General features: G+C 69.6%; 15 protein-coding genes and 3 pseudogenes. 4 read left to right on the forward strand and 14 right to left on the reverse strand.

Features of this window, described 5'->3' with window-relative positions; all coding sequences use genetic code 11:
• Positions 1-7 precede the first annotated feature (7 nt).
• Positions 8-1,174, reverse strand: coding sequence for an LLM class flavin-dependent oxidoreductase (locus tag PKO50_RS15020; RefSeq protein WP_275630184.1), 1,167 nt, complete (start codon positions 1,172-1,174; stop codon positions 8-10).
• 336 nt (positions 1,175-1,510) lie between these two features.
• Here PKO50_RS15020 and PKO50_RS15025 point away from each other — a divergent pair, with 336 nt between their 5' ends.
• A complete protein-coding gene (locus tag PKO50_RS15025) occupies positions 1,511-2,245 on the forward strand; it encodes a class II aldolase/adducin family protein (RefSeq protein ID WP_275630185.1) in 735 nt (244 codons plus the stop codon).
• Positions 2,246-2,485: 240 nt separating this feature from the next.
• Here PKO50_RS15025 and PKO50_RS15030 read toward each other — a convergent pair whose 3' ends face one another.
• The 3 genes from PKO50_RS15030 to PKO50_RS15040 all read right to left on the reverse strand — a co-directional run bounded on the left by PKO50_RS15030 (position 2,486) and on the right by PKO50_RS15040 (position 6,325).
• Positions 2,486-2,692, reverse strand: a complete 207-nt coding sequence (locus PKO50_RS15030) for a type II toxin-antitoxin system HicB family antitoxin (RefSeq protein ID WP_275630186.1) — start codon at positions 2,690-2,692, stop codon at positions 2,486-2,488.
• 269 nt (positions 2,693-2,961) lie between these two features.
• Positions 2,962-4,041 carry an ABC transporter substrate-binding protein gene (locus tag PKO50_RS15035; protein ID WP_275630187.1) on the reverse strand — a complete coding sequence of 360 codons (1,080 nt, stop codon included), beginning with the start codon at positions 4,039-4,041 and terminating at the stop codon, positions 2,962-2,964.
• Positions 4,042-4,090: 49 nt separating this feature from the next.
• A complete protein-coding gene (locus PKO50_RS15040) occupies positions 4,091-6,325 on the reverse strand; it encodes a TonB-dependent receptor (protein ID WP_275630188.1) in 2,235 nt (744 codons plus the stop codon).
• A 378-nt stretch (positions 6,326-6,703) separates the two neighbouring features.
• On the opposite strand from PKO50_RS15040, the pseudogene PKO50_RS15045 reads away from it, so the two are divergent.
• Positions 6,704-7,785: pseudogene (locus PKO50_RS15045) on the forward strand (sigma-54 dependent transcriptional regulator).
• Here PKO50_RS15045 and PKO50_RS15050 read toward each other — a convergent pair.
• Together PKO50_RS15050 and PKO50_RS15055 are read right to left on the reverse strand one after the other, a co-directional pair.
• Positions 7,782-8,396, reverse strand: a complete 615-nt coding sequence (locus PKO50_RS15050) for an HTH domain-containing protein (RefSeq protein ID WP_275630189.1) — start codon at positions 8,394-8,396, stop codon at positions 7,782-7,784. The pseudogene PKO50_RS15045 and the gene PKO50_RS15050 overlap by 4 nt on opposite strands.
• Before the next feature lie 4 nt (positions 8,397-8,400).
• Positions 8,401-9,042, reverse strand: a complete 642-nt coding sequence (locus tag PKO50_RS15055; protein WP_109932354.1) for a hypothetical protein — start codon at positions 9,040-9,042, stop codon at positions 8,401-8,403.
• Between the two features lie 158 nt (positions 9,043-9,200).
• Between PKO50_RS15055 and PKO50_RS15060 the strand changes: the two genes are divergently transcribed.
• Positions 9,201-9,974, forward strand: coding sequence for an ATP-binding cassette domain-containing protein (locus PKO50_RS15060; RefSeq protein ID WP_089393220.1), 774 nt, complete (start codon positions 9,201-9,203; stop codon positions 9,972-9,974).
• Positions 9,975-10,178: 204 nt separating this feature from the next.
• Here the strand turns inward: PKO50_RS15060 and PKO50_RS15065 are convergent.
• From PKO50_RS15065 to PKO50_RS15080, 4 genes and pseudogenes are all read right to left on the reverse strand, one after another.
• Positions 10,179-10,334, reverse strand: a pseudogene (locus PKO50_RS15065) (general stress protein); the annotation flags it as partial.
• Between the two features lie 153 nt (positions 10,335-10,487).
• Positions 10,488-11,144: a phosphoribosyltransferase gene (locus PKO50_RS15070; protein ID WP_109932352.1), complete on the reverse strand. Its 657-nt coding sequence runs from the start codon at positions 11,142-11,144 to the stop codon at positions 10,488-10,490.
• 104 nt (positions 11,145-11,248) lie between these two features.
• Positions 11,249-11,875 (reverse strand): annotated as a pseudogene (locus PKO50_RS15075) (erythromycin esterase family protein); the annotation flags it as partial.
• A gap of 147 nt (positions 11,876-12,022) precedes the next feature.
• Positions 12,023-12,295, reverse strand: coding sequence for a DUF1652 domain-containing protein (locus PKO50_RS15080; protein WP_109932348.1), 273 nt, complete (start codon positions 12,293-12,295; stop codon positions 12,023-12,025).
• Positions 12,296-12,624: 329 nt separating this feature from the next.
• On the opposite strand from PKO50_RS15080, the gene PKO50_RS15085 reads away from it, so the two are divergent.
• The gene (locus PKO50_RS15085; protein ID WP_109932346.1) at positions 12,625-12,867 is read left to right on the forward strand and encodes a hypothetical protein; all 243 of its coding nucleotides are present in this window, start codon (positions 12,625-12,627) and stop codon (positions 12,865-12,867) included.
• A gap of 2 nt (positions 12,868-12,869) precedes the next feature.
• Here PKO50_RS15085 and PKO50_RS15090 read toward each other — a convergent pair whose 3' ends face one another.
• From PKO50_RS15090 to PKO50_RS15105, 4 genes are read right to left on the reverse strand one after another with little or no spacing between them, the layout of a single operon-like run.
• Entirely contained in the window at positions 12,870-13,526 is a 657-nt protein-coding gene (locus PKO50_RS15090; RefSeq protein WP_109932344.1) for a glycosyltransferase, read from the reverse strand.
• Complete coding sequence (locus PKO50_RS15095; protein WP_109932342.1) at positions 13,523-14,107, reverse strand: methyltransferase domain-containing protein; 585 nt, start codon at positions 14,105-14,107, stop codon at positions 13,523-13,525. The genes PKO50_RS15090 and PKO50_RS15095 overlap by 4 nt, the downstream gene beginning before the upstream one ends.
• Positions 14,104-14,865: a PIG-L family deacetylase gene (locus PKO50_RS15100; protein WP_109932340.1), complete on the reverse strand. Its 762-nt coding sequence runs from the start codon at positions 14,863-14,865 to the stop codon at positions 14,104-14,106. Before PKO50_RS15100 ends, PKO50_RS15095 begins: the two co-directional genes overlap by 4 nt.
• Complete coding sequence (locus PKO50_RS15105; RefSeq protein ID WP_275630190.1) at positions 14,862-15,887, reverse strand: acyl-CoA dehydrogenase family protein; 1,026 nt, start codon at positions 15,885-15,887, stop codon at positions 14,862-14,864. The genes PKO50_RS15100 and PKO50_RS15105 overlap by 4 nt, the downstream gene beginning before the upstream one ends.
• Positions 15,888-15,928 lie beyond the last annotated feature (41 nt).

Below are 15,928 nucleotides of genomic sequence, written 5' to 3' on the forward strand. Positions count from 1 at the left end.
TGCGGGGTCAGGCGCTGGCCTTCAGCGCGGTGGGTTGGGCGGCGTCGCTGGCCTGGCGCTCGTGCACCAGCGGCAGCACTTCCTGGCCGATGCGCAGGGCTTCTTCCAGGTGCGGGTTGCCGGCCAGGATGAAGGTGGAGAAGCCGGCATCGCGGTACTCGGCCAAACGCTCGGCGACGTTCTGGTGGCTGCCCACCAGGCCCACGGTGGGGCCCGGCTTGGCCTTGCCGAAGCCGGCCCAGAGGTTGGGCCCGAGGATCAGGTCGTCGAAGCGCTCGAGGTTCTGGTGGTAGGCGCTCTGGCGCGCCGCGCCCACCGAGTCGGAGCCGCTGGCGAAATGCTTGATGGCGGCGCTGGTGCGCGAGTCGATGCGCTCGTACTGGCGGCGCAGCTCGCTCCAGGCGGCTTCCTCGGTCTCGCGGGCGAACAGGTCGATACGGATGCCGAAGCGCACCTGGCGGCCCTGCTTGTCGGCCAGCTCGCGCACGCGTTCGAGGTGCGGCTTGAGCTTGTCGACCGGCTCGGCCCAGTTCAGGTACACGTCGGCATGGCGCGCGGCCACGTCGAGGGCGGCGTCGGAGAACCCGGAGAAGTAGATGCCCGGCTTGCGCTCGTGCTTCAGGGCCGGGGGCAGCGAGCCGTTCTCCAGCTGGTAGATGTCGCCCTGGTAGCTGAACTGCTCGTGGTTCCACAGGCCATCGATGATGTCGAGGAATTCGCCGGTGCGCTGGTAGCGCTTGTCATGTTCGAGGAAGTCGCCGTTGGCGCGCTGGCTGGCCGGGTTGCCGCCGGTGATGATGTTCCACTCCAGGCGCCCGTGGCTGAGGTGCTGCAGGATGGCGGCCTGCTGCGCGGCGTAGGCCGGCAGCGTCCAGGTGGCCTGGAAGGCGACCAGGAACTTGATGCGGCGGGTCTCCCGGGCCAGGGCCGCGGCGGCGATCCACGGCTCCGGACCGGTGGGCAGCAGGGCGCCTTCGAAGCCGGCGATCTCGGCGGCCTTGGCCACCTGGGCGATGTAGTCGATGTAGGTGAAGCCGTCCGGCTCGCCATTGGGCAGCCGCCCGGGCGCGATGTTGCCGGGGCGGTGGACCGCAGCGCCGCGGTTGTTCTTGTCGGTGGCGAGGTAGGGGCCATCGCTCCCCAGGGGAAGGCGCCAGAAGAATTCGGTGCTCATGGTGGTGCTCCAGTGGCTGCGTGGAAGGGCCCGGGGCCGTCCGCCCTGGGTTTGCAGTACTGGAGCAAGGCCTGTGCCGAAAGCCTGGAAGCCTTGTGTGGCAAGGGTTGCCGTGATTTTTCGAAGGGGCGGGCAAGGGCGACTGCTGACCCAGCAGCACCCCGCCAGCAATCGCTGCTGAAGCCGCAGCAGCTTGTGCCGGCAAATGTCCCGAAATGCCCGGGGTGATTCTCAACTCATTGAAACAAATGGGCTTTCCTGAATGGCACAAGTCCTGCTGAAGCCTCTGCAGCCCGACTTCCCGAGGCTCGATGCACACCACAGAGGACCTGCACCATGACCCATCGACTCACCCCGGCGCTGCTCGCCCAGCTCGACCAGGCCCGGCGCGATTTCGCCAAGGCCTTCCGCGTACTCAAGGACACCCGCACCCTGACCGCCACCAACACCTACCAGGCCTACATCCGGGTGCCCGACAGCGACCTGGTGATCGCCCTGCACGCACCCAGCCCCTGGGCGGACGACCCGAGCATCCGCGCCGTGGTCGCCAGCCACGGCGGCGAGGTGGTGCTGGACGAAACCGCCGAAGGCAGCTCGCCGCTGAGCGGGCGCAAGGCCGGCGGCAACGGCCAGCGCTACGCCGGCATCTTCCAGAAACGCGCGGAGGTGAACGTGGTGATCCACGTGCACACGCCCTACCTGGGTGGCTGGGCCAGCGCCCACCGCGTACTGCCGATCCGCTACGCGGCGTCCCAGCGCGTGACCCTGGCCCGCGAACTGCCGATCTACATCGACCGCCGCCAGCCCGAACACGCCTTCATCGTCGAGCGCATCGAGGCCAACCCGCGCACCCCGGCGATTCTCGAGGCCAACGGCGGCGCGACCTTCTGGGGCGACAACCTGCTGCAGGTGTCGAAGCTGATCCTGCTGATCGAGGAGGGTGCCTACTTCCAGGGCCTGGCCGAGCAGTTCGGCGGCTCCAAGGAGTTCGGCCCGGGCGTGCTGGAGCAGCAATGGAAGATGACCGGGCTGTGGGCCGAGGGACAGAAGCTGCTGGAGGCGGTGGCCTGAGTTTCGTCCATTGCAAAAGCCCCGGTTAGCAGGCTGTGTGAAAAACCGAGCGGCTCTTCGAAGAGCGCGTTCCTACGTGAAATCTGAAGAGGCTTGGCTATTCAGCCAATCCAGAATCCACGTAGAAACGCGAAATCCAGGTTGTTTTTTAACCAGTGGGACCGATCCTGAGGTTTTCACACAGCCTGTTAGCCGGGGCTTTCTTGTACGCCTGGAAGCGATGGGCGACTCGCACCCGGATCAACCGGCGCGCTTGCTGGCTGCTCGTTCGGCGCAATCGGCCAGGTAATCCTCGACGGCTGCGTGAAAGGCCGTGTGCAACTCGGCCACGCTGTCGGCATGGAAGCTGACGATGTCGCGGACACCGAGCAGATGGCCGGCGAAGATGTCGTCGCGATCGTCGAATTCGACGACCGCCGTGTGGCCCTTGTAGGTCATGCAGCTCATGGTTCAACTCTGGGTGCGGAAGAAAGCTATCGGCGTCTCGGCGTGACGGTTCTTCATCCGGCCAATGCTATCGCCGGGTGACTGCAATTCATGCCGACGAAGTCGCGGAGCACCGTAGGAACCGGCCGGGCACGTAGGGCGAATAACCGTTCGCGGTTATCCGCCGACTGCCCTGGTGCGATGGACAGCGGCGGATAACGCTGGCGCGTTATGCGCCCTACGGTCGAGTCAGCCGGCGATCATCGGGATATCCGGGATCTTCCCAACGGTCACGGCTGCCTGGCGAGGCTCGCCGCATCGTCCTTCCAGTAACCCTGCAACTTCAGCTCTTCCAGCCCGTGCTGGACGAACTGCGGCGCCAGCAGCTCATCCACCTTCACATCGTTGCGGATCAGCCGGGCCTTGAGGCTGTAGGCGATGGCGTCGGCGTAGTGCTGGCGCAGGGCCTGGTCGTAGAGCGGGCTGAAGTGCTGCGCCCAGGGTTCGCCCTCGGCCTCGCGCTGCAGCACGCTCAGCGGCTGGCCGGACTGCGCCTGGTAGCCCTGGTAGGTGGCCTTGTTGGCTTCCTGGGCGGTCCAGTAGGCCGCCTTCAGGTAGGCGTCCACCACCAGTTGCGTCAGTTCCGGCTGCTGGGCGACGAAGTCGCTGGCGCCCCAGAGTTCGGCACGCATCTTCCAGTCAGCCGGGGCCTGCTTGCTCGACCAGATGATGTGGCCCACCTGCTTGTCTTCCAGCAGGTAGGCGTCGCTGAGGGTGAAGAAGGCGTCGACGCGCCCGGCGCTCAGGGCGGCGGCGCCGGCCTGGGGGCTGAGGTTGAAGATGCGGAAGTCGTCGAAGCCCAGGTGGTTGGCCTCCAGCAGCTTGGCGAACGACAGTTCCCACGGCCGGCCGCGGTGCAGAGCGATGCGCTTGCCCTTGAGGTCGGCGATGGATTTCGCCGTGGAGCCCGGCGGCACCACCAGGTAGACATGGTTGCCGCTGCCGCCGGGGGCGATCAGCCGGGTGGAAACACCGGAGGCGTTGGCGATGATCGACGGCAGGTCGCCGTAGAAGGCGAAGTCGATGCGCCTGTTGGCGAACTCCTCGTTGACGAAGGTGCCCACCGAGGCGGTGGCCGCCGGCACCCATTCCAGCTTGATGCCGCGCCTGGCCAGTTCCTCCTCGAGCCACTTGTCGCGGTCCATGACGTAGGCCGGGCCATTGAAGGTGATCTTGCCGGCATTGGCGTAGGCCACGGTGGCGATGCGGATGCTCTGGGGCGGCTCCGCGGCCGCTGCATGGCCCGCCAGGAGGACGGCGGGGACCAGCAGCAGGCGCCGCAGCGCCCGGGGCAGGGAAGGGATGTGCATGGTGCTCTCCTCGAACGGGGCCCGCGGCCGGCGCCGCGGGCGGGGCGGATCAGAAGTCGGTGGTGACGGAAACGCCGAAGGTGCGCGGGTCGCCGAACATCACCCCGGCGCTCTGGAAGCCGCCCGGCAGGGTGTGGTTGCGGTATTCCTTGTCGGTCAGGTTGTTGACGTAGGCGGTGACCCGCGTGGTCTCGCCGGGCAGCTCATAGGTGACCCGCGCGTTGCCCAGGGTGTAGCCGCCGCTGCGCATGCTTTCGCTCTGGTCGTTGGAGAAGAAGTACTGGCGGCTGCGGGTGTTCCAGTCGGTGCCGAGGATCAGCGCGCCGCCGACCTTCAGCGGAATGCGATAGTCGGCGCCGAGCACCGCCGAGACGTTGGGCGCGCGGACGAACTTGTTGCCCGAGTAGTCGTTGCTGCCGGAGGTGTAGTCGGTGAACTCGGTGTGCAGCAGGCCGAGGGCGAAGTTCAGGTGCAGATTCTGCAGCGGGATGGCCTCCAGCTCGAACTCGGCGCCGTAGGCTTCGCCCTGGGCGCCGTTGGCCAGGCGCGAGACGGTCTGGTTGTTCACCGCGCTGACGATGTTCAGCTGGATGTCCTCGTAGTCGTAGTAGAAGAGCGCGGCGTTGGCGTTGAGGCGGCCGTCCAGCCATTCCGACTTCAGGCCCAGCTCGTAGGCGGTCAGGTATTCCGGGTCGACCGTGGCCACCGTGGCCTGGCTGGTGGCGCCGGTGTTGTAGCCGCCGGAACGGAAGCCGTAGGCATAGCGGAAGTACACCCGGGCGTTGTCGGAGAGGCGGTATTCGGGCGTCAGGTCGTAGGTCCAGTCGCTCCAGGTGTTGCGCTCGTCCTGCACGGCGTTGACCACCAGCGGCGTGGTGACGCTGCCCTGCTTCCACCAGTCGCCGCCGGAGAAGCTGGCCTGGCCCTGGTTCTGCACGCGGCGCAGGTCGATGTCCTTGGTCTCGCGGGTCCAGCGCAGGCCGGCGGTGACGCTGAAGTCGTCGGTGAAGCGGAAGGTGCTGCTGCCGAACACCGCGTAGCTCTCGGTGCCCTGGTTGTAGTCGAGGTCGTTGTAATAGCGCGGGATGTAGGGGTTGTCCAGGGCGGCGCTGGCGTTGCGCGAGTCCAGGTCCTCGTTGAAGTAGTGGAAACCCAGCACCCAGTTCAGGCGGTCCTCCCGTGGCGAGGCCAGGCGGAACTCCTGCGACCACTGCTGGCTGTCGGCGTAGGCATAGCTGCGCTGCAGCTCCTGCGGGGTGTTGTCGGAGTCGCTGAAGCCGTCGCGGGTGAAGTGCTCGAAGGCGCTGATGGAGGTCAGCGTCAGGTCGCCCAGCTGCCAGTTCAGGTTGAGGTTGCTGCCCACCTGGTCGATCTGCACCAGGTACTTGGCGTTGTAGTTGACCTTGCCCTGCTCGGGGTCGATGCGGTAGCCGAACTGGTTGCTGCCATCCGGGCGCAGGCCGTAGTTCACCGTGCTGTAGCCGGCGGTGTCGTGGTAGCTGCGGGCGTGCAGGTTGAGGTTGGCCTCCAGCTCGTCGTTGATCCGCGCCAGGAACTGCACGCGCGCGGCGTCGTCCTCCAGGCCGCCGCGGTCGTCGTTGTCGGCGATGTTCTCGTTGTAGCCCTCGCGTGCCTGGTGGCGGAACGCCACGCGCGCGGCCAGGCGGTCGTCCACCAGGGCATCGCCGATGGCGCCCTCGACGACGCGGTCGTCGTAGTTGCCGGCGGCCACCTTGAAGTAGCCGGACTTGTCGAAGGTGGGCTTGCGCGAGATGAAGTTGATCGCCCCGGCGGTGGTGTTCTTGCCCCACAGCGTGCCTTGCGGCCCGCGCAGCACCTCGACGCGCTCCTGGTCGAACAGCGGGAAGCCGGTGGCGCTGATGTTGGCGATGTACACGTCGTCGACGTAGATGCCCACCGGGCTCACGGTGTTGGCGCCCTGGTCGCCGGTGCCCAGGCCGCGGATCCACCAGCGTGGCCGGCCGTGGCCCTCGGTGGTGCCGGCGGAGGCGTTGGGGATGTAGCGGGTGACCTCGTTGGCCGATTGCAGCGAGTCGTCGCGGACCTTGTCGCCGCTGAGCACGGAGATCGACGACGGGACCTCCTGGGCGGTTTCCTCGCGCTTCTGCGCGGTGACCACCACCTTGGCCAGGGTGGAGCCGCCATCGTCGGCGGCCTGCCCGGCGTTGCCGGTGGTGGTGCTTTCATCGGCCAGCGCCGTCAGTGCTGGCAGGCCCCCCAGGACCAGGGCGACGGCGGTGGAAAGTGCGGTGCGTTTGAACATGCTGATCCCCAATGGCATTCAATGCGGACGTCGTGCAGCGGCGTCGCGCTGCGTTGTCGTAATGACGGTGCGTGCGTCCGTTGGCTGGCGCGCATGGCATCCGCTGCACCCCTTGTGGCGGGGCGCGAGAGGGCTAGGGCAACAACCGTACCGACTTGCCGGAAATAAGCATAAGTAGTTGATTTTTATTTATTTAATTTCTTGAGGAATGTGCGCAGAGGCGCCTTGGCGAGTCTGCGCTGGCAGCAGGCGCTGCTGCTGGTGTGCTGCTGCAGCAGCAAAGTTGTAAATGGAATATTGAAATGAATATTTATGATTTTTTGGTAATAAGAATTTTCAGGCACTATCCGGCAACCGCATGCCAAAGGACCTGCCGCCATGTCGCTGCTCACCCACCCCCATGCCCGTGAACTGAGCAAGTCGGTTCGCGCCACCGTGCTGGTCTTCGAGGACCCGCGGTCGCGCGAACTGCTCAATCGCATCGAGCGCCTGGCCCCAGCGAGGCCAATGCGCTGATCATCGGCGAGACCGGGACCGGCAAGGAGCTGGTGGCCAGGCACATCCACCGGCTCAGCCGGCGCGGCAAGGCGCCCTTCGTCGCGGTGAACTGCGGCGCCTTCCCGGAAAGCCTGGTGGAGAGCGAACTGTTCGGCCATGAGAAGGGCGCCTTCACCGGCGCCACCAGCAGCAAGGCCGGCTGGTTCGAGGCGGCCAACGGCGGCACCCTGTTCCTCGACGAGATCGGCGACCTGCCGCTGAACATGCAGGTGAAGCTGCTGCGCGTGCTGCAGGAGCGCGAGGTGGTGCGCCTGGGCTCGCGCAACGCCATACCCATCGACGTGCGCCTGGTGGCGGCGACCAACGTCAACCTGGCCGACGCCGTGGTGGCCGGCCATTTCCGCGAGGACCTGTTCTACCGCCTGCACGTGGCCACCATCCGCCTGCCGCCCCTGCGCGAACGCCCGGGCGACATCCTGCCGCTGGCCGAATTCTTCCTCGAGGAGCACTGCCAGCGCCTGGGCTACCAGCGCGCCAGCCTGAGCCCGGAGGCCGAGCGCAAGCTGCTGGGGCACAACTGGCCGGGCAACATCCGCGAACTGGAGAACGCCATCCACCATGCGCTGCTGGTGTGCCGCAACCAGCAGGTACAGCCGGGCGACCTCTACCTGGCCGACATGCGCGGCACGCCGGCGCGCAACGAGGCGTTGCCGGCGCAGGCCGCCGCGCCCGCCGAGGCGAGCCTCGATGCGGCACTGCTGGCGCTGTACGAGCGCAACCTGCCCGAGCTGTACGAACACATCGAGGAAGCCGTGTTCCGCACCGCCTACCACTACTGCCACGGCAACCAGTTGCAGACCGCCCGCCTGCTGGGCATCAGCCGCAACATCGTGCGGGCGCGGCTGGAGAAGATCGGCGAGCTGGAGCCTTCCAGCCGGACCCTCGCCGCCCAGCGGGGCTAGCCGCCGCGCCGCAGCTGGAAGCGGCACACCTGGCCGCCGCGCAGCATGCACTCGCGGTGGTCGACGGCGGCGCCGCCGAGGCGGCCGAGCAGGGCCAGGTCCAGTTCGCAGACTTCCGGGTGGCGGCTGGCCAGGTGGTGGAACACGCAGTTGTGCGCGACTATCTCCGGTTCGCCGCCGCTGCGGGCGATCAGTTGCGCCTCGTAGCCGGCGGCGTTCATGTGTTCGACGATGCGCGCCTGGTCCACCGGGGCTGGTTCCAGTTCCGTGGCCATGCGCTCGCCCAGCTTGCGCATCAGCGCTACCAGGGCGTCGTGGCCGATGAGTTGCGCCACTTCGCCGATCAGCAGGTCGGCCAGCAGCTGGTATTGCCGGGGGAACAGCTCGCGGCCGCGGGGGCTCAGCTGGTACAGCTGCTCCGGGCGGCGCCCGGTGGGGCGCAGCGGGCCGCGCAGCACCAGGGCGTCGCGTTCCAGCGCCGCCAGGTGCTGGCGCACGGCGGTGCGCGTCACCGCCAACTGCTCGGCCAACTCGTCGATGCTCATGCCCTGCGCACGGTAGAGCAGGGCGCTGAGCAGGTCCTGCTGGGTGCGGCCCAATCCCTGAAGCATGCGTCTACCTCGCGGCGAACTTGTCGGGGAACTGCTTGACCAGGGCGCTGGCCAGGGCGTCGGAGAGCATCAGGATATGCCCGCGCATGGCTGCCCAGGTCCTGGCTTCGGCAGCGTAGTCGTGGGCGGCCAGCTGGTCGATCTGGGCGATGTGCTGGGCGCCGTGGGTGCCGAGCATGGCCAGCAGGTCGTTCTCGGGCAGGTTGGGGTTGGCCCCGGCGAGGAAGCGGGCGATGGCCCCGGCGTTGCCCTGCAGCTCGCCGACGGCGGCCTTGCGGCCATTGGCATCCTTGGCCACGCTGGCATCGCTGTAGTGCTTCACCGCGCCCCAGTGCCCGGCCAGCAACTGCAGCAACTGGTCGGCGGCCGGCTGGCCGTACAGCGGGGCGATGCTGTTGGCGATGGCCGTGGCGTTGGCCACCACCTGTTCGCCGGCCACCTTGGCCTGGCGGCTGTCGCCGGCCTGGTTGGCCTGGACGTAGTCGCGGATCCAGAAGATGTGTTCCAGCCACAGGTCGCGCAGCGCCAGGCGCGTATCCAGCGCCGAGGCCGCGCTGGGCGTGTCGGCGGCAGTGGCCGGGGTGGGCAGGGCGGCGCTGGTGCAGAGTGCGGCGAGTCCGAGGAAAAGCAGTGTCCTGACGTTCATGGCGATAGCCTCTTGCAGGTCGATAACACTACAAGAGCAATTTCAGCATATTTAAATGCCGTTATTGTTTTTGCCGACCGGAGGTCATGCCCGCCCCCTTGGCGCAGGCGGGCCCCAGCGCAGTATCCTTCGCGCTCCCCCAGCGCCATGAGCCGACCATGATCGAATTCCACAACGTCACCGCCTTCCAGCAGCAGACCCGCGTGCTCGACGGCTTTTCCCTGCGCATCGAGGACGGCGAGAAGGTCGCCATCCTCGGGCCCAACGGCGCCGGCAAGAGCACCCTGCTCAAGCTGATCAGCCGCGAGCTGTACCCGGTGGAGCGCGAAGGCAGCCACCTGAAGCTGTTCGGCAGCGACACCGTCAACCTGTGGGACCTGCGCAGCCGCATCGGCTTCATCTCCCAGGACCTGCAGGACGACTACACGCCCTACACCCAGGCCCTGGACGTGGTGGTCTCCGGCTTCTTCGGCTCGATCGGCGCCCACGGCCACCTGCAGCCCAGCGAGGCGCAGTTGCAGCAGGCCCGCGAGCTGCTCGCGGTGGTGGAGATGGAAGGCCACGAGCGGACCATGTTCCAGCGCCTGTCCACCGGCCAGAAGCGCCGCCTGCTGCTGGCCCGCGCCCTGGTCCACGCGCCGCGCGCGCTGATCCTCGACGAGCCGGCCAACGGCCTGGACATGGGTGCCAGCCTGGGCATGCTGCGCCTGTTGCGGCGCTTCTGCGGCGCCGAGCACGCGATGATCATCACCACCCACCACATCGACGAGATCATCCCCGAGATCGAGCGCGTGGTGCTGCTGGACCGCGGCCGCATCGTCGCCGACGGGCCCAAGGCCGAGGTGCTGACCAGCGAGCGCCTGTCCGCGCTGTACCAGACGCAGCTGCGCATCAGTGAAGAGGACGGTTGGTATCGTTGCTGGCATGCCTAGCCCGTAGGGCGCCAGGTTTGAGGTTGGTGGCGGATAATCGCGAACGGTTATTCGCCCTACGGATTTGTTCATGCATCTCTGCCAACGCCTCTCCTCGGTGTGGGGCGGAATCCCGTTGGGCATTGGGAGTTGGGTTACGTAGGACTCCGTCCGCGATCAGGTTCCCGGTGGAGCGGGCGCTCCACCGGGAGGGCACTTGCCAGGTTAGCTGCGCCCGCCTCCATGGCTGTGCTGCCCGCCCTTGCGGCCGGCTTCGGAGGCTTTCTCACGGTCGTTGGCGAAGTTGCCGCCGCTTTGCTGACCGCCTTTCTTCCCTGCCTCGGAGGCTTTTTCGCGATCGTTGGCGAAGTTGCCGGGATTGGTGTTTTTGGAAGTCATGAAAGTGCTCCTCGGATGCTTCGCATCCATTGGGTGGGCCGCCAGTCGGCCCACACAGTTACTGGGAAGGCAGCGCCGGAGAATGGTTCGAAGAAGTTTCGCCAGTGGTTGAAGTTCCGGCGCAGCCCGGCTGGATCAGGCGCCCGAAGGCGTGCGCGAGGGGCCGAGCAGGTCGATGACTTCCTGGTCGTCGAGCTGGTGGAAGTCCCGGTAGTAGTGGCCGACGGAGTGGAAATCCTCCGGTGTCAGCAGGCATACCAGTTCGTCCACCAGCGGCCGCAGTTTCTCCACGGTGGCCGGCGGCCCCACGGGCACGGCGAGGATGATGCGCCGCGGGCCGTCCTCGCGCAGGGCCTGCAGCGCCGCACGCACGCTGTTGCCGGTGGCCAGGCCGTCGTCCACCAGGATCAGGTCGCGGCCACGGCGTGACGCCAGCGGCTGCCGCCCGCAGTAGCGGGCGCGGCGGCGCTCGATTTCCCGCAGCTGTTCGGCCAGGCGGCGCTCGAACCAGTCGGGCGCCACGCGCAGCTGGCGCAGCAGGTCCTCGTCCTTCACCCACCTGGGCGGGTCGCCTTCCACCACGGCGCCCACGGCGTATTCCTCGTGGCCGGGCGCGCCTATCTTGCGCACCAGCAGCAGTTCCAGGGGGTACTGCAGGGCCAGGGAGATCTCATAGGCCACCGGCACGCCGCCGCGGGGCAGGGCCAGCAGCAGGGGCTCGTGCATGGGCCGTTCGCGCAGCGCCTCGGCCAGGGCCTTGCCGGCGTGCCGCCGGTCGTCGAATGCGTTCATCGTCAGACTCCGAAGGGGAAGGTGTCCGCCGCGCCCGGCGCCGCCTCGCCGGTGCCGGGCTGCAGCGGGGTGACAGCGGTGGTCCGGGCGAACCACAGGTAGGCGTCGAACTGTTCGCCCAGCACCGCCTCGCAGGAATCCCCGTCGCCCCATTCCACCCGCGCGCCGTAGGCCGCCGGGTCGCCCTGCCAGGGCGTGAGGCAGGCATAGCGCTCGCGGGCCTCGCGTGCGCGGGGCGGGTCGTGCAGCTCCAGGTACTGCAGCACCGCGGCCATGGAGGCGCGCAGGCTGTAGATGTCCAGGCCGCGGAATTCCACGCGTTCGGCGATGGGCAGGCCGGCATTGTGGCGGCGCAGCCAGCGCACGAAGTCGAGCACCTCGCGGTTGCGCCACATCCAGCTGGGGAAACGGCTGAAGGCGGCGTCTTCGTCGGGCTGGCCGGGGTAGTCGCGGACGTGGCGGTCCAGGCGCGCCGTGTCCGGCCAGTCGCCCTCGATGGCGACTATGTTGAAGCCGTGCCGCTCGACCAGCTGGCGGGTGATGGCGGCCCGCGCCCGGTAGAACTCCGAGGTGCCGTGGCTGGCCTCGCCGATCAGCACCACCCGGCCGTCGGCGTAGCGCGAGAAGAAGCCGCCGAAGGTCGCCGCGTCCGGATCGGGCAGCGGTTCGGCGGCGTGGCGCAGGCGTTCGACCAGGCATTCGCGCTCGGCTTCGCTGGGGAAGGAAGACATGCTGCGTACCTCGTCCCGTGGCTCATTCTGGTTTTGAGAAGGTGGCGGGGCGGGCGTTCAGGTTTTCAGTGCGGCGGCAGGCGGCCAGGGCGCGGACGGGCCGGGGTTTGCTGGGAGCCGGCGGCCCCGGCGAGGTTCGGGAAATCCCTAGCTGGCCTCCTGGTGCATGGCCGAGGCCGGCCGGTCCTTCTGCAGTATCGCCAGGTCCAGCGTCTGGCGCAGCTCCAGGGCCAGCCTGGCCACGGCGCGCAGGCTGTTCCAGTCCTGCCGCGGGATCTTCGGCACGGTCAGTTCCACGTCCGTGGAATTGGGCGCGAGCAATTGCACGGTCATCGAACCGTCCGCCTCGAGCGTGCAGCGGCAGCCGTAGGGCGCGAAGCTGTCTTCGAGGATGCGTTTGGCCTGCAGGTAGGTTTGCATGGAAGGACTCCGGGTAATCGATTCGCTCAGGCGTGTCCGCGCAGGGCCCGGGGCCTCTCGGCCCGCTCACGCCGAAAAGCCGACGCCAGGAAATGAACGATAGCCGGCTAGCGAACCGTTGTTATGACTTTTTCTTATAGCAATAACCGCATTCCGGCATGCCCATCCGCCGCAGCCGGTCGGCGACCGCGGCTGAACCCTGGACCTGCGCACCGGTCAGTCGGAGACCACGCACCACGGGCGGCGCCGCTGGCGCCGAGCCGCGGACAGCTCAAGCGTTTCGACGAATGGCCGCCGCCGGCGGCAGCCCACCCAGGAGGCACAGGACCATGGCGCACCCCCCGCGTTTCCGCATCCACTACGAGCTCGAAGGCCAGCCCTGCTCCCACGAGGTGGAGGCCCCCGGCGGCGACCTGACCCCGGACCAGGCGCGCTTCCAGCTGGAAAGCCTGCACTCGGACGCCAACCCGGCGGACATCACCGAGCTGCGCATCGTCCCGCTGACCCCCGGCGAGGGCGAGACCGGCCCCGGCGACGGCTGGCAGGCCGGCGCCCCCGATGGCGCGGCCTGAGCCTAGAGCGGTTCGGCGAGGCTTTCCAGGTAGGCGCCGAAGCCGCCGTGGGCGCGGTAGTCGCGGCGGGCGCTGGTGGTCACGCAGGTCTGGTGCGTCCAGACGATGCGGGCGCCGCAGCGCTCCAGGTCGCGCACCAGGTGCAGGTCCTCGTCGCAGGGCAGCGGGCGGAAGCCGCCAGCGCGGCGATAGGCGAGGGCGCACACGCCCAGGTTGGCACCGTGCACGTGGCGGTGGCCCTCGCGGGGCTGGTAGTGGCGCAGGTAGCGCGCCCGCACTTCGGGGGCATGGGCCGACCAGTCGTCCAGGCGCACCGTGCCGCACACTGCCTCGGCGCCGAAGGCCAACTGGCGCACCAGCCAGTCGGGGCCGACGCAGCTGTCGGCGTCGGTGCAGGCCAGCCAGCGCGCGCCCAGGCCCAGCAGGTGCTGGGCTCCGGCGCGGCGGGCCTGGCCGACGTTGCGCGCCGCCAGCGGCAGCACCGCCACGCCCAGCTCGGTGGCGATGGCCGCGCTGCCGTCGGTGCAGCTGTCGAGCACCGCCAGTACGCGCACCGGCTCGCCGCCCAGGGCCGGGTGCCGGGCCGCTTCCAGCAACGACAGCAGGCAGCCGCGCAGGCGGCCTTCCTCGTTGTGCACCGGCACCAGCACGCCGATCACGGGGCGGCCCCGGCGCTGTCGTCGAACCACAGTTCCAGGCGGAAGTCCGGCTCCAGGTGGCGGACCCGCGCCGGCGCGCCCATGGCCTCGGCGAGCAGGGCATGGACGTCGTCGCCGGCCATCTCGCAGCCCGGGATCGGGTGGCGCCAGTGGCAGGCCACCAACGCGCCGCCGCGTTCCAGGCTGGCGGCGGCGCGTTCACAGGCCAGGCGCCAGGCCGGCGGGGCGAGGTAGTAGCCCAGCTCGCCGAGCACCACCAGGTCGAAACGGCCGGCGGGCCAGTCCTGCGGCAGGCCGCCCTGGCGTACGCGGGCGTGGTCGCAGCTGGCCAGGCGCTGGCGCGCCAGGCCCACGGCGGTGGCGCTGGGGTCGCTGCACAGCAGCTGGTCGCAGCGCTGCGCCAGTTCGATGCTCAGCTCGCCGTTGGCGCAGGCCGGCTCGAAACCGCGGGCGAAGCGCGGGCGCGGCAGGCAGGCCAGCAGCAGCGAGCGCTTGCGCCGCTCGTACCAGCGGGTGCGGAAGGCCCAGGGGTCGGGATCGCCGGCGTACAGCGCCTCGAAATGGCTAGCGGGCAGGCTCACAGGAAGTACACCTCGAAGGGTTGGCTGAGGGTTTCCAGCAGGTGCGGGCCGAGGATGGGGCCGGCGCCGCGGCTGGGGTCCGCCTGCAGTTGGCTGGCATGGGCAGCGATGGCCCGGCGCTTGCGCCACAGGGCGCGCTCGTCCAGGTCCAGGCGCCGGGCCCGCGCCCAGGGCAGGCGCGGGTCGCCGGGCTCGGCCCAGTGCCAGGCCCAGATCGGCACTTCGCAATGGCGTGCGCCGCGGGCGGCGGCCGCCGCCGCGCAGGCCAGGCCGACCTGTTCGTGGTCCGGGTGGCCGTCGTGGCGCCAGGTGCTGACCAGCCTGTCGCCGGGGCGCAGCAGGCCGCGCAGGGCGGCGTCGAGGGTGGCCGCAGCGACCTGGCCATCGGCCATGCGCAGGCGTCGCCAGTGCAGGCGGGGCAGGTCCAGGCCGAGGCGGGCGAGGGCTTCGCGGCTCTCCTGCGGGCGCACTTCGCGCAGGCGCTCGCGGGGCCACAGGGGCGAGCCGGGGTGGCTGGCCTCGCCGTCGGTGACCGACACCAGCAGCGTCTCGCCGGCCAGGGCGCCCAGGCTGGCCAGCAGGCCGCCGCAGCCCAGCACCTCGTCGTCGGGGTGCGGCGCCACCAGCACCAGGCGCCCGCCGCCCAGCAGCGCCGGCGGGGTAATCCGCGGCAGGCGCTGCAGGCCCGGCCAGGTGCGCCAGGCACCGGGCGCGGTGCCGGCGCCGGCCGCGGCGATCGGGTCCTGTGCCGCGCTCATAGCGCCCAGGCCTCGGTGGCCTGGGCGGTCAAGCGCAGCCCCAGGCAGGCCAGGTCGCGCTCGCCATGGCTCTGGCGCAGGAACACCGGCAGGTCGGCGGCCAGTTGGGCGAAGTGGTGGTCGCGGCAGAAGGGCGTGGCGCCCAGGGCACGGCCGACGTGCCACTGCACCGCCTCCACGGCGCCCTCGACCTGGGCCCGCACCCGCCGTGCGCCGAGTTCGGCGCAGGCGCCGGGGTTGTCGTCGATCCAGCTGGCGCATTCGCGCAGCGCGCCGGCGGCGCCGGCCAGGGCAGCGTCCACCGCGCCCAGGTGGGCCATGGCGTGGGGATCGTCGGTATGCCCATGGTGCAGGTAGCTGGCCAGGCGGCTGGCGGCGCCGTACCAGCAGGCGGCGATGCCCGCCGCGCCGTGCCAGAAGCCCGGGCGCTCCAGGTAGGCCAGCGGCCCGCCGACGCAGCGCGCCTCGGCCGCCTCGAAGGTAACCTCGACGCTGGCGGTGGCGGCCATGCCCACGGCGTTCCAGCCGCCCTCGGCGACCCGCACGCCGGGCTGCGCCAGGTCCACCGCCACCAGCTGCGGGCGCTCGTCCTCGTCACGGACGCTGACCAGGGCGCGGTCGACCTGGGCGGCACCGGAACACCAGGGCTTGACCCCGCTGATGCGCACCTCGTCGCCCCGGCGCGCCTGGATGCGCACCAGCCGGGCCGGTGGGTCGGCGGCCCACACCGCCCAGATGCCGGGGCGGCGCGGCACCTCGGGGGCCAGTTCGGCGAGGATCGCCAGGGCGTCGGTGTGGCCCTCGTACAGCTTGAGCAACGACAGGTCGCTGCCGGACACCGCCGCCAGCGCCTGCCAGCGCTGCAGAGTCAGGCCGCTGCCGGGGCGGGGCAGCTGGTCGAGGCCGGCGGCGCACAGCTCGCGCAGGCGGCTGCCCAGGGTGGCCGGCTGGCGGTTGAGGTCGCGGGGGAGTTCGAAGTCGGCGAGGGCCTGCAGCAGGCCGATGGGCAGGTCGTGGGGCATGACGGCTCCGGCGAAGGTCGTTTCCCAGCCGACTGCCACGC

The sequence above is a fragment of the Pseudomonas sp. 273 genome, from assembly GCF_029201425.1.
Taxonomy (GTDB): Bacteria; Pseudomonadota; Gammaproteobacteria; order Pseudomonadales; family Pseudomonadaceae; genus Pseudomonas; species Pseudomonas delhiensis.